We start from the raw sequence: 12728 nt of genomic DNA, 5'->3' as shown, positions 1-12728 counted from the left end.
ATCTCCAAACACCGCGCGAAAGGCGACATCGACCGCACCAACCATCGAGCAGAGATCACCGTGATCGTGCTGACAGCAGCAGGCTTGACAACAGACCCCAAACCCTAACTACGCGGCATTGGGGCTAACCGTTCGGTCGGGACGGTCGAGTCAGCCCGCGTTCTCCTGCCGACCGTTCGGTTGAGACGTCAAGCTGGCCCCGCCGGGCGGGCCAGCCGTCCGGTCGGGCGCCATTTCAACCCACATCTCCCTACCTACCGTTCGGTCGGCGCGCCGAACCAGCGGCTGAGCGCGGCCCGCAGCCCACTCTCCCCGGCGCCCGCCCAGCACACGTGCCCATCCGGCCGGACCAGCACCGCACCCCGCTGCTCAACGGCCTTCACCTCCACCTGATCCACCCGATCCGCCCAGCCCTCAACCGTGGCCGGGCTGCCTTCGTCAAACCGCAGCAACAGCCCACGACCCGCATGGCTCAGCGCCGCAACCCGGTCCGCCCCACCAGCGGCCACCAGATCCAGATCCGGCATCCGTCGACCAACCAGCTCGTCCTCGACGCCGCCCAGGTCGTAGCGGATGTCCAGCCCCGAGACCATGCCGGACAGGTGCCGGTTGACCTCGGGCAGGCGCAACAGGCCGGTCATCAGCTCGCGCAGCGCGGCCACGTCCGCGGCGCCGCCCGGGTTGAGCAGCACGCCCTGGGCCCGCGTATTGGCCAACACGCCAGCCGCGACCGGGTGGCGTTCGGACTGGTAGGTGTCCAGCAGCCCCGCCGGCGCCCGGCCGGTCAGCTGGGCGGCGAGTTTCCAGCCCAGGTTCATCGCGTCCTGCACCCCCAGGTTGACGCCCTGGCCGCCGACGGGGAGGTGGATGTGGGCGGCGTCCCCGGCGAAGAAGACCCGGCCGGTGCGGTAGTCCGTCAGTTGGCGGGAGGCGTCGGAGAAGCGGGAAGCGGCGCGGATCTCGGTCAGGTCGATTTCCGGGCCGTACACCGCGTGCAGTGCGGCCCGGGTCTCCGCCTCGGTGACCGGCTGGTCCCTGGGCGGGTTCGGTTCGGTGAGGCTGCCGAAGATGAACCGGTAGACGCCCTCGCCCAGCGGATGCAGCACGGTCCAGTACCCGTTGGCACCTCGGACCATTTCACTGAAATGCCGACCGCCCTCGGACGTCCCTACCGGACGGTCGGTAAGGACGATGTCGGCGACCACCGAGCGGACCGTGGCCGCTTGGCCGGGGAAGGCCATGCCGAGGTGTTTGCGCACCGTGCTGTGCGCGCCGTCGCAGGCCACCAGGTAGTCCGCGTGCAGGGTGTCCCCGGCGGCGGTGTCCACCTGGACGCCGTGCTCGGTCTGGCTGACCGCGACCACCTCCGTGCCGCGGCGTACCTCGCCACCGCCCGCGATCACCCGCTGTTCCAGGAACTGCTCCAGCCGTCCCTGGGAGACCGGCACCGGTGCGGGGTAGCGGGTCTGCCACGGCGTGCAGTCCAGGGGCACCGGCAGTGCGGCGAAGTGGCCGCCGATCAACCCGGTCAGCGGCACCCCGTCTACCAGCGGCGCGAGCAGTCCGCGCAGGTCCAGCACCTCGGCGGTGCGTGGCTGGAGGCTGCCTGCCCTGGACTGGGGGTTCGGCTCGGTCAGCCGCTCCAGCACCAGTGTGGACACCCCGGCCAGCACCAGTTCGTGCGCCAGCATCAGACCGGTCGGGCCGGCGCCCACGACGATCACCTGAGTCCGCATGACACTCCCTTCAAAAGGTCCACTCGGTATCAAGGTATACCAGGTGTACTTATGCCCTGGGTGCACGAGTTGGCTAGGATGTGCCGATGGGCGAACCAGCAGGGCTGCGCGAGCGCAAGAAGCAGCGGACCCGTGAGGCCATCGCGGAGGCGGCCATCGCGCTGTTCCTGGACCGCGGCTTCGACCAGGTCTCCGTGGCCGAGGTGGCCGCGGCGGCCGAGGTCTCCAAACGCACCCTGTTCAAGTACTTCCCGAGCAAGGAAGACCTGGTCGTACAGCGTTTCGCCGACCACCAGGACGAGTCGGCGCGGTACGTGCGGGCCCGGGTGGCGGGGGAGTCGCCGCTGGCCGCGCTGGAGCGGGGCTGGCTGGACGCGCTGCGCCGCCAGGACCCGAACACCGGGCTGTGCGACCTGCCCGAGGTGGTCCGGTTCTACCGGCTGATCACCGGCACCGAGAGCCTGACCGCACGGTTGCGCCGCTACATCGAGGACGCCCGGGCGCTGCTGGCCGACGCGCTGGTGGCGGCCGGGTACCCGCCCCGGCGGGCACGACTGGTCGCGGCGCAGGCCGGGGCCCTGGAGACGTTGCTGATGCAGGAGAACGCGATCCAGATCGCGGCTGGCCGGTCGGCTGCGGAGGTGTATCCGGAGGCGGTGGCGGCGCTCACCGAGGCGTTCAAGTTGCTGCGGGACGGGGCTGAGCCGACCAAGTAGTCGGTTCTGAGTGCTGGCGGGCGCCGAGGTTGCGTGCCTGGCCGCCACTGTTAGCGCGGTCACTCTCCGTGGTGCTCCAGGTGAACGGAACCGGTGCCCCGGGTGCACCAGAGGGCGTTCCGGCTTGCCCGTTGATTTCCGGCCTTGTGTCCTTGTGCTCGTGGCAAGCCCATTCGCCGAGTGAAAGAGGTCGGTGCCATGTCAGCACCCACGTCCGAAATCAATGTCGTTCTCGAGAACATGACCAACGCGGTCACCCGCCTGGATCAGGCGAACTCGAACGTGCACAAACTGCTCGAACCGGTGCACACCGGGGTCAACTCCCTGCGTGGTCAATGGACCGGTGACGCCTCCACCACCTACATCGCCGCGATGCAGAAGTTCGACGATGAGGTGGACGTCATTCTCAAGTCGCTGCTGGACCTGGCGCACGCGGTGGACACCGCCGCCGTCGAATACGCGCGGGCACACAACCTGTCCACCGATGAGGCCGAGCAGGCGAATCGCGCGCTCAGCGACAACCTCGCCTCCATCGAACTGCCCGGATTCTGAGTCAGCGCGCCCGAGAAATCAGGAAGGAAACACCATGTCCGGATACGGAGTCACCCCGGCCAACCTCCAGCAGCTGGTCGACATCGCCAAAGAGGCCGCCAACAACGTGACCAGGGAACTGCACACCCTGGAAGCCGACCTGCAGGCCACCCTCAAGACCTGGACCGGCCACGCCCAGGCGCAGTACGACATCCAGCAGAAGAAGTGGAACACCGCGGCCCGGGCCATGCCCACGACGCTGGACGTGGCCAGCGACGCCGCGCAGCGCATTCACGACGTCTACGTGAAGACCGAGCAGTCCAACGTCAACGCGCTAGGCGGCTGACCTGCTGTTTCATCCGTCGCAGCGGCTGTCTACGACTTGTTGATGAGCTGTTGACAGGCACCCGGTTTCCTGGTGTCACGGCGCCAGCGGGAAGCGCCGACGAGGGAGAAGGGCGCCACCGATGAGCGTGGTCACGGTCAGCAGGACGGATGAGATCAGGACAGGGCAGCACCCCGGGTCGGACCGGATCGCGGTGGCCGTGCACGCGGCCGACCGGCGACTGGCCGACCAGCTCGAACCAGCGCTCGCGCTGCCGCGCGAACTGCGTCTTCTCGCTGCTGGTGAGAGCGCTCTCGCGGATGTGCTGCTGGTCTTCAGTGAAATGGTCACCGACAGCCTGGTCGACGAACTGACCGCGATGTCGGCGGCCGCGCGGCGCCCCGGCCAGTGCATCGTGCTGGTCGCGGGCCCGCTGCGGGAACGCCACCTGGCGCAGCTCTTCGGCGCCGGGGTGGTCAGCATCCTGCCGTACCGGGATGTCACCGCGCACCAGGTCATCCGGACCGTGATCGCCAGCCACAGCGGTCAGGCGGTCCTGCCGGCCAGCCTGACCCGCTGGCTGGTCGAGGAGACCCGGTTCATGCGCACCAACCTGCTGGCCACCCAGGGGCTGGCGGCGGGCGGACTGACCGTCCGCGAGGTCGAGGTGATCCGGCTGATCGCCCAGGGCGAGGAAACCGCCGGGATCGCCAGCAGCCTCAGCTATTCGGAACGAACCATCAAAAAAATCGTCAAGGACCTCATGTCCCGCCTGGAACTGCGCAACCGGGCGCATGCCGTCTCGTATGCGCTGCGCGTGGGCGCGATCTGAGGTTCCGCGCAATCCGGAAAGGAACTCGTCGCCATGCCGGGTATCCCAGCAGCCTCCACTCCGCCGCCGCCAGGTGCGGACGGCCATCCGCCGCTGTTCGACCTCGGTCCGAAAGGCCCACCGGTTCCCGGGGACACCGGAAACGGGGGCGGGCCGCAGATCAAGGTGAGCCCGGACGCGTTGCGGAAGTTCGCGGAGAACATCGAGCAGCTGATCCCGCTCATCGATGTCTCGGTGGCTCAGCTCAACGGCGTGAACGTCCGGGCCGGGTCTTTTCCGAACGCGGTGAACCTGGCCAACAGCGTGAACGCGCCGGGCCGCCTCACCGACACCCTGACCCAGGTGTTCACCACCGGCAAGAAAACCATCACCGACACCGCGGCGGCGATGCGCAAGATCGCGGCCGATTACGACAAGGCCGAGGACCTGAACACCATCACGGTCAGTGATTACGGCCGGTATGTGGCCGGTGCGATGGGTGATGTCAACACCCTGATCGGCATCGGCGATGCCAGCAACCCAGCCGCCAAGGGCGGCGGGTCTACCGACTAGTTGGTCGGGGCCGCTGCGAGGCGGCCCCTTCACTCCGGCAGCGGCGAGGAACGGGCAGCGAAGATGACTCAGCCAAACAACAACGCCACCCCCGGCGTCGTGCACGACACCGGCGGCACCTTCGGTGACCCCTCCACCGCCGGTCAGCACGACGACAACTTCGCCGGCTGGGGCTGGAAGGAGATCGAGGCTTCCATCGTCGGCGGCAGCGAGGTCAGCGCCGCCGACGGTGCCAGCCGGTCCAAGGGCATCGCCGACCCGGAGTCCTTCTTCTACGCCGCCAACGCCTTCTACGGCGCGCAGAAGCGCCTGGAGGTCATCGCCAAGAGCATCCAGGAGCAGGCCGACGCGGTCGCGGGCAAGGACGGCCCGTGGCAGGGCGACGCGGCCAAGAAGTTCAGCATCCTGATGTTCACCCTGGCGCAGACCTTCCAGTCCAGGGCCGACCAGCTCTCCGGCAGCGGGAGCAGCGGCTACAACGTGCCGGTCCAGCTCTACAACGACGGCAAGTACCTGGACTGGGCGCAGGGCGCGATCCGCTACATCGACAGCTGGTACGCCGAACTGGCCAAGAAACTGGGCGCGCCGATCGGCACCGGCGGGCTGGTCTACATCAGCACCAAGCCGGAGCTGGTGACCGCGATGACCGAGCAGATGCGCCAGGTCGCGCAGACCCTCAACGGCATCTACAAGCTGCCGATCGCCCAGGTGACCAAGCCGGACACCTCGCTGATCAACCAGAACACCCCGCCCGGACTCGGCAACGTCCCGCCGCCCACCGGTGGTGGCTCCGGCGGTGGCGGTGGTGGCAACGGAGACGGCGGCACCGGCAACAACATCCACATCCCGCCGCCGCCCGGCGGAGGCGGTGGCAGTGGTGGCGCCGGGGGTGGCGGCACTGGCGGCGGTGGCAACGGCGGCCTGAACATCCCGCCGCCGAACATCCCCCCGCCGCCCGGCACCGGCGGCTCCGGCTCGGGTGGTTCCGGCGGTGGCAGCGGCTCCGGCGGCGGTGGCGGCCTGGGCAACACGAACTTGCAGATCCCGCCGCCCAACATCCCCCCGCCCCCCGGTTCGACCGGCGGTGGCAGTGGCGGTGGCGGCGGTCTGGGCAACATCCCGAACCTGCAGATCCCGCCGCCCCCCGGCTCGGGCGGGAACGGTGGTGGCAGCGGCATCGGCGGTCTGGGCAACCAGAACATCAACGTGCCCCCGCCTCCCGGCTCGACCGGTGGTGGCAGTGGCGGCAACGGTCCCGGAAAGCCCGGCACCAGTGGGAACAACGGTCTGGGCAACCTGCCCAAGCCGCAGATCCCGCCGCCGCCCGGAACCGAAGGCGGCCTCGGCAACAACGGCACCCACGGTGGCGGCACCGGCAACCCGAACATCAACGTGCCCCCGCCGCCCAGCACCAGCGATCTGCTCGGTGGCAACCACGGCGGCACCGGCAACGGCTCCGGCGGCAACAACGGCTTGGGCAACAACCACCTGCAGATCCCGCCGCCCCCAGGGGCGAGCGACCTGCTCGGCGGTAACCACGGCGGCGGCGCGCACGGTGGCGCCGGTGGCGGCGGTCTTGGCGACACCCGCGGTGGCGGCGGTGGCCTGGGCGGCGGCGCGCACGGCCCGGCGATCGGCGGCCTCGGCGGTGGCGCCGGCGGTTCCGGCGGCGGTGGCCTTGGTGGCGGCCTCGGCGGTCTGACCGGCGGCGGTGGCGGAGCGGGCGGTGGCACCGGTGGTGGCACTGGCGGCGGAGCCAACGGATCCACTGGCGGCAACGGCAACCAGGGCGGCGCACCGGTCATGCCCCCGCCCGCCGGTGGCGGCGGTGGTGGCCAGGCCAACCCTGGCGAGCGCCCGGACGCGGCCGGTCTGCTGGAAGGCGAGCAGAACGCGCACCTGTGGGAGGGCGAGGAACTGCCCGCCGGCTTCGGCGATCCCGGTATCACCGGCGAGACCCTGGCCGACAAGCCGAGGGACTGGGCGGCCGAAGAGTCCACTGTGGACGAATCCGTGGCAGCCCCGAGCACGCCGGTCGTGCTCGGCCCGGTACTGCCACCGGTGACGGCGGAGTCCAAGCCGGAACGCCCCGAGTCAGCCAACCTGCTCGCCCAGGCCGGCGAGCAGTGGGGCCCCGGCCCGGCCGAACCCGCCGAGCAGATCCCGGTCCCGACCGCGCAACCCGCGGAAACCCCGGTCCTGCACTTCCCGGTAGCCACCCCGGCCGCCATCCCGGTGGTCGCCCCCGCACCCGACATCCCCCGGGTCGCCGTGGTGCGACCGGTCACCGACCGCGAGGACGTCAACGCCTGGAACACCGGCGTCGCCGCCCTGCTCCCCGCCTTCCTGCCCGCCCTCGTCGAGCCGGAAACCGAACCGGAAACCGAACTCCAGTACGTCCTCGACGAGAACGCCGACGGCGAGGTTGAACTAGCCGCCTACCAGCGCCGCCGCGACGGCGACCTGGTGGACGAGAAACCACTGCTGTGCAGCAGCGACCTCCCCGAGCCGGAGCCCGAACCCGAGCCCGAACCGGAAGAGGACGAAGACGAGCCGGAGCGGACCGCCGCCGACCTGCTCAACCTGGACGAATCCGCCTGGGGCGGCCGCCACGACCACGGGAACGGGGTGCTGGGATGAGCACGGTCACCGCGAAGCGCGGGCCGCGCCAGGCCGGACCGGCGCAACCCGCCGGGCAGATCGAACTCCAGGAACCGCCGGTGCTCGGCGAGCCCGCGAGCCGGGACTTCACCTCGGCGGTGAGCATGCTGCCGATGGGCATCGGCTCGATCATCATGGTGCTCAGCTTCTCCGGCATCGGCGGCACCTCGCCGATGACCTACCTCATCGGCGGCGGCATGGGCGTGTCGATGATGGCGATGAGCCTGGCCCAGCTGGGCCGTCCCGGCGCGGACCGCAAGCGCAAGATGCGCGGCGAGCGGCGGGACTACCTGCGCTACATCGCCCAGCTGCGCGCCAAAGCCCGTGCCACCGCGGAAGAACAGCGTCGCGCGGTGTTGTGGGACAACCCGGCGCCCGGCGCGCTGTGGTCGGTGGCCGTGGGCAACCGGGTGTGGGAACGCCGGGCCAGTCACGAGGACTTCGGCCGGGTGCGGGTCGGCCTCGGCGCCCAGCGGGCCGCGCTGGAACTGGTGCCGCCCACCACCAAACCGATCGAGGACCTGGAGCCGCTGACCGCGGTGTCCTTGCGGCGCTTCAGCGAGGCCTACCGCACCGTCACCGGCATCCCGATCGCGGTCGGCCTGCGCAGCTTCACCAGCGTGGAGTTCGACGGCGACCGCACCGCGGCCACCGGCCTGGTCCGCGCCATGCTGGCCCAGCTGGCCACCTTCCACTCCCCGGACGAACTGCGTATCGCGGTGCTCACCACCGAGGAGCAGCGACCGGCCTGGGACTGGGCGAAGTGGTTGCCGCACAACGCACATCCCACCGTGCGCACCGCGGCCGGCCCGGCCCGGCTGGTGGCCACCGAGCACAACGAGCTGTTCGACCTGCTCGGTCCGGAGGTCAACGACCGGGGCGATCACGACAAGTCCGTGCCGCCCAGTGCCACCGAACCCCTGGTGGTCATCGTGGCGCACCTGGTGAAACTGCCCGACTCCTCCCGGCTGCTCGGCGCGGGCCTGCGCAACGTGGTGCTGCTGGATGTCACCGGCATGCTGCCCGGCGGCCCGCAGGTGCTGCGACTGACCGTCGCCGACGGCAAGATCAGCTATCCGGCGGGCGCGGGCGGCGACGCCGAGGCCGCACCCGACTCGCTCAGCATCGAACAGGCCGAGACCCTGGCCCGGTTGCTGGCGCCCAAACGCACCTCCGGCACGGTCGACCTGGTCGAGCAGCCCCTGGACTCCGACTTCGGGCTCACCACGCTGCTCAACATCCGCGATGTGCACACCTTCGACGTGGCCGCGCAGTGGCGGCCCCGGCTGCCGCAGCGCGCCCGGCTGTCCGTGCCGATCGGCGTCACCGAGGACGGCGAGGTGGTCGAACTCGACCTCAAGGAATCCGCCCAGGGCGGCATGGGCCCGCACGGAATGCTCATCGGCGCAACGGGTTCCGGCAAGAGCGAACTGCTGCGCACCCTGGTGCTCGGCCTGGCCGCCACGCACTCCTCGGAGATCCTCAACTTCGTCCTGGTCGACTTCAAGGGCGGCGCGACCTTCCTCGGCATGGAACACCTGCCGCACACCTCCGCGGTGATCACCAACCTGGCCGACGAACTGCCCCTGGTGGACCGCATGCAGGACTCGCTCAACGGCGAGCTGACCCGGAGGCAGGAACAGTTGCGGGAAAACGGTTATCCGTCGCTGTTCGAGTACGAGAAGGCCCGCGCGGCAGGCGCCCAGCTGGCCCCGATGCCCACGCTGTTCTTGGTGGTCGACGAGTTCTCCGAACTCCTGGCCAGCAAGCCGGAGTTCATGGATCTGTTCGTCTCCGTCGGTCGCCTCGGCCGCAGCCTCGGTGTGCACCTTCTGCTTGCCTCGCAACGACTGGACGAGGGCCGGATCAACCGGGTCGAGGGTCACCTGTCCTACCGGATCGCGCTGCGCACCTTCTCCTCCATGGAATCCCGCAGCGTGATCGGCGCGGCCAGCGCCTACGAACTGCCCGCCGACCCCGGCAACGGTTACCTCAAGATCGACACGACCAACCTGGTGCGGTTCAAGGCAGCCTACGTCTCCGGCCCGGTCCCCGCCGCCGCCAACGGCGCGGCCACCGAGGCGGTGCTGAGCCAGGAAGTGGTGCCCTTCAACACTTTCGCGCTGCCCGCCGCCGAGACCGCGGTCACCGAGAACGAACCCGAGCGGGTGCTCGGCGCGGCCGCCGGTGAGCAGACCCTGGCCGAGGCGTTCCTGAACCGGTTGCACGGCGCGGGTCCCGCGGCCCGCCAGGTCTGGCTGCCGCCGCTGAGTGCCTCGCCCAGCCTGGACTCGCTGCTGCCCGGCGTGCTGCCGGACCCGGTGCGCGGCATGACCGTGGCCGACCCGGCCGAACGCGGCCGCCTGCGGGTGCCCGTCGGCATGGTCGACCGGCCCTACGAGCAGGTGCGCGAACTGCTCTTCGCCGACCTGTCCGCGGCCAACGGGCACGTCGCGGTGGTCGGCGCCCCGCAGTCGGGCAAGTCCACCCTGCTGCGCACCCTGGTGCTGGCCCTCTCCCTCACCCACACCCCCGAGGAAATCCAGTTCTACGGACTGGATTTCGGCGGCGGCGGCATCATGTCGATCAGTGGCCTGCCGCACGTCGGCTCGGTGGCCACCCGTCTGGAACGCGACCGGGTGGTGCGCACCGTGGCCGAACTGCTGCACGTGATGGAGCGCCGCGAGGCGATCTTCACCGAACGCGGCATCGAATCCATGGCCGCCTACCGGCAACTGCGTGCCCTCGGCGAGATCGACGACCTCTACGGCGACGTCTTCCTGCTCGTCGATGGCTGGTACAGCGTGCGCCAGGACTACCCGGACCTGGAAGACCGGATCAGCGAACTCGCCGCCCGCGGCCTGACCTTCGGCGTGCACCTGATCGTGGCCGCCACCCGCTGGTCGGAGATCCGGCCCCGGCAGCGCGACCTGATCGGCACCCGCTTCGAGCTGCGGCTGGGCGATGCGATGGAGTCCGAACTGGGTTCCCGCAAGGCAGCCACCGTGCCCGAACAGCCCGGTCGCGGCCTGACCACCGACGGCTTCCACTTCCTGGCCGGCCTGCCGCGGATGGACGGCGGCGCCGGCACCGAGGACCTCACCGACGCCACCCGCACCCTCGCCGAGGAGGTGCAGACCTTCTGGCCGGGCCAGCGGGCCCCCGAGGTCCGGCTGCTGCCGCACCTGCTGCCCGCCGAGGCGCTGAATGCCCCCGATGGCGATGTGCGCGTTGACCTCGGGCTGGACGAGCAGCGGCTTTCCCCGGTGTGGCACGACTTCGGCGCCACCCCGCACCTGCTGGTGTTCGGGGACAACGAAACCGGCAAGAGCAACGCGCTGCGCCTGGTGGTCCAGTCGGTACTGCGGCGGTACGGGCCAGCCGAGGCCAAGTTCGTGCTCGCCGACCCCAGCCGCGGCTTCGACGACCTGGTGCCCGAGGAATACCGGGCCGGGCACGCCATCACCGGCGACGCCGTGCACGAACTCGCCCAGCGGGCCGCGGCCTAGGTGACCAAACGGCTGCCCGGCACCGAGATCACCGGCGAACGACTGCGCCGCCGGGACTGGTGGGAGGGCCCGCGACTGTTCTTCATCGTCGACGACTACGACCTGCTGACCGCGGGTGGCCGACCCGGCGGGCCGCTGGAACCGTTGCTGCCACTGCTCGCCCAGAGTGTCCACATCGGACTGCACCTGGTCATCGCACGCAGCACCTCCGGCGCGATGCGGGCCATGATGGACTCCGCCGTGCGCCGCCTCTGGGAACTGGGCACCCCCGCCCTGCTGTTCTCCTATCCCAAGGAGGAGGGCAAGTTCCTCGGCGAGGCCCGCCCGCGCACCCTGCCGCCCGGCCGCGCCCAGCTGGTCACCCGCCGCGGCGTCCGCCTGGTGCAGACCGGATTCGCCAGCAACACCGCAGACCTGGTGGGCGCCAGCGCCGCCCGCACCGCCACTTCGTTCGGGGAGAACTCATGAGCGCGCCCACGGCCCAGCTCTGCCACATCACCGTGTACGGCCCCGGTGGGCGCGCCGATCTGGCGGTGCCCTCGGCCACCTCGGTGTCCAGCCTGCTGCCGGTGCTGCTCAAGCACACCTCCGGCCCCGGCGGCCCGGGTGCGGGCGAGGGCGCCTGGACCCTGCAGCGACTCGGTGAGCCGCCACTGGACCCCGACGGCACCCCGGAGACCCTGGACTGGCTCGACGGCGAGATCTTCCACCTGCGCCGAACCGCGGAAGCCTTGCCGGAACTGGACTTCGACGACGTGGCCGACGGCATGGCCACCGTGGTCAACCGCCGCGCCGATCGCTGGCAGCCGGAGTTCAACCGCTGGCTGTTCGCCGGACTGTCCGGGATTTCCTTGCTGCTGCTCGCGATCGTGGTGCTGCAACCGGTGACCTGGCTGGTGAGCGTGCTCTTCAGCAGTGTGCTGGCCGGGCTGCTGATCGGCGGTGCGCTGGTCGCCGGATACCGCACCGACAACACCCCGCTGATCCTGCTCACCGGCCTCGGCGGCTGCGGGTTCGCCGCCCTGGCCGGGGCGATCGGCGTCGGCGGCGGGCAGGAAACCCTTGCCCTGCAAGCGATCCCGGTTCTCTTCGGCGGCCTGGCCCTGGTGCTGGCCGCGGGCATCCTCGGCCTCGGGCACGCGTTGTTCGCCCGCGCCATCCCGGTCTGGCCGGTCACCGCACTCGGCCTGGCCGGCGCGATCGCGGTGGGCAGCATGAGTGCCTACCTGTTCCTGGCCTGGACACCGGCGAAGGTGGCCGCGGTGCTGTGCGCGATCCTGTTGCTCAGCCTGGTCTTCGCCCCGCACGTGGCCATCCGCAGCGCGCATATCCGCGGCCCGCGACTCCCGCGCACCGCCGCCGAACTACCCCGCGAGATCGACCCCGCGCCCGCCGCGGAACTGGCCCGCCGCACCGGTTACGCCGACGACTTCCTCACCTCGATCGCAGTGGCCGCCGCGCTGTCCTACGCCGCCGCGGTGCCGGTGCTGGCCACCGCGGGCGACGGGTTCTCCTTCGCGCTGGCCGCCCTGTTCGCGGTGATCGCGCTGATCCGCGGGGCCCGGCTCACCGGAGTCTGGCAGCGGATCCCGTTGCTGCTGGCCGGTTTCTACGGCTCCGCGCTGGTGGCCACCAGCATGGTCGGCGGCTACGGCCCGCTCGGCCGCACGCTGACCCTGCTCGGTCTGGCCGGGGTGTTCCTGGCCCTGCTGCTGGCCATGCTGCGCCCGGTGCACCAGCGGCTGCTGCCGATCTGGGGCCACCTGGCCAACTGGGCCGAGATCCTCACCGCGGTCGCGGTGCTGCCGGTGCTGGTCGAGCTGTTCGGGTTCTACGCCTGGGCCGCCTCGCTGATGGGGAGCTGAA

The 12728-nt window shown here is 70.7% G+C and carries 10 protein-coding genes; 9 read left to right on the top strand and 1 reads right to left on the bottom strand.

Translation table 11 applies throughout. The features are described from left to right. Positions 1 to 254: 254 nt before the first annotated feature. Complete coding sequence (locus tag ACTOWY_RS38020; protein ID WP_441314433.1) at positions 255 to 1736, bottom strand: FAD-dependent monooxygenase; 1482 nt, start codon at positions 1734 to 1736, stop codon at positions 255 to 257. Between the two features lie 86 nt (positions 1737 to 1822). Between ACTOWY_RS38020 and ACTOWY_RS38015 the strand changes: the two genes are divergently transcribed. The 9 genes from ACTOWY_RS38015 (at position 1823) to eccD (ending at position 12727) form a co-directional block, all read left to right on the top strand. Continuing rightward, positions 1823 to 2452 (top strand): TetR/AcrR family transcriptional regulator, encoded by a 630-nt coding sequence (locus tag ACTOWY_RS38015; RefSeq protein WP_441314432.1) that lies wholly within the window; start codon positions 1823 to 1825, stop codon positions 2450 to 2452. Positions 2453 to 2650: 198 nt separating this feature from the next. After that, positions 2651 to 3004 (top strand): WXG100 family type VII secretion target, encoded by a 354-nt coding sequence (locus ACTOWY_RS38010; protein ID WP_441314431.1) that lies wholly within the window; start codon positions 2651 to 2653, stop codon positions 3002 to 3004. 34 nt (positions 3005 to 3038) lie between these two features. After that, positions 3039 to 3329 carry a WXG100 family type VII secretion target gene (locus ACTOWY_RS38005; protein ID WP_441314430.1) on the top strand — a complete coding sequence of 97 codons (291 nt, stop codon included), beginning with the start codon at positions 3039 to 3041 and terminating at the stop codon, positions 3327 to 3329. A gap of 121 nt (positions 3330 to 3450) precedes the next feature. Continuing rightward, the gene (locus ACTOWY_RS38000; protein ID WP_441314429.1) at positions 3451 to 4140 is read left to right on the top strand and encodes a helix-turn-helix transcriptional regulator; all 690 of its coding nucleotides are present in this window, start codon (positions 3451 to 3453) and stop codon (positions 4138 to 4140) included. A 33-nt stretch (positions 4141 to 4173) separates the two neighbouring features. Next, on the top strand, positions 4174 to 4692 hold the full coding sequence (locus ACTOWY_RS37995) for a hypothetical protein (protein WP_441314428.1): 519 nt from the start codon (positions 4174 to 4176) through the stop codon (positions 4690 to 4692). Positions 4693 to 4755: 63 nt separating this feature from the next. Then, entirely contained in the window at positions 4756 to 7332 is a 2577-nt protein-coding gene (locus ACTOWY_RS37990; RefSeq protein ID WP_441314427.1) for a hypothetical protein, read from the top strand. Then, on the top strand, positions 7329 to 10862 hold the full coding sequence (gene eccCa / locus ACTOWY_RS37985) for a type VII secretion protein EccCa (RefSeq protein ID WP_441314426.1): 3534 nt from the start codon (positions 7329 to 7331) through the stop codon (positions 10860 to 10862). The genes ACTOWY_RS37990 and eccCa overlap by 4 nt, the downstream gene beginning before the upstream one ends. Continuing rightward, positions 10863 to 11330 (top strand): hypothetical protein, encoded by a 468-nt coding sequence (locus tag ACTOWY_RS37980; RefSeq protein WP_441314425.1) that lies wholly within the window; start codon positions 10863 to 10865, stop codon positions 11328 to 11330. It begins immediately after the preceding gene. Next, positions 11327 to 12727 carry a type VII secretion integral membrane protein EccD gene (eccD, locus tag ACTOWY_RS37975; protein WP_441314424.1) on the top strand — a complete coding sequence of 467 codons (1401 nt, stop codon included), beginning with the start codon at positions 11327 to 11329 and terminating at the stop codon, positions 12725 to 12727. Before ACTOWY_RS37980 ends, eccD begins: the two co-directional genes overlap by 4 nt. Position 12728 lies beyond the last annotated feature (1 nt).

Source organism: Crossiella sp. CA198 (genome assembly GCF_052078295.1).
GTDB lineage: Bacteria > Actinomycetota > Actinomycetes > Mycobacteriales > Pseudonocardiaceae > Crossiella.
This window is presented reverse-complemented; position numbering and strand designations above follow the sequence as displayed.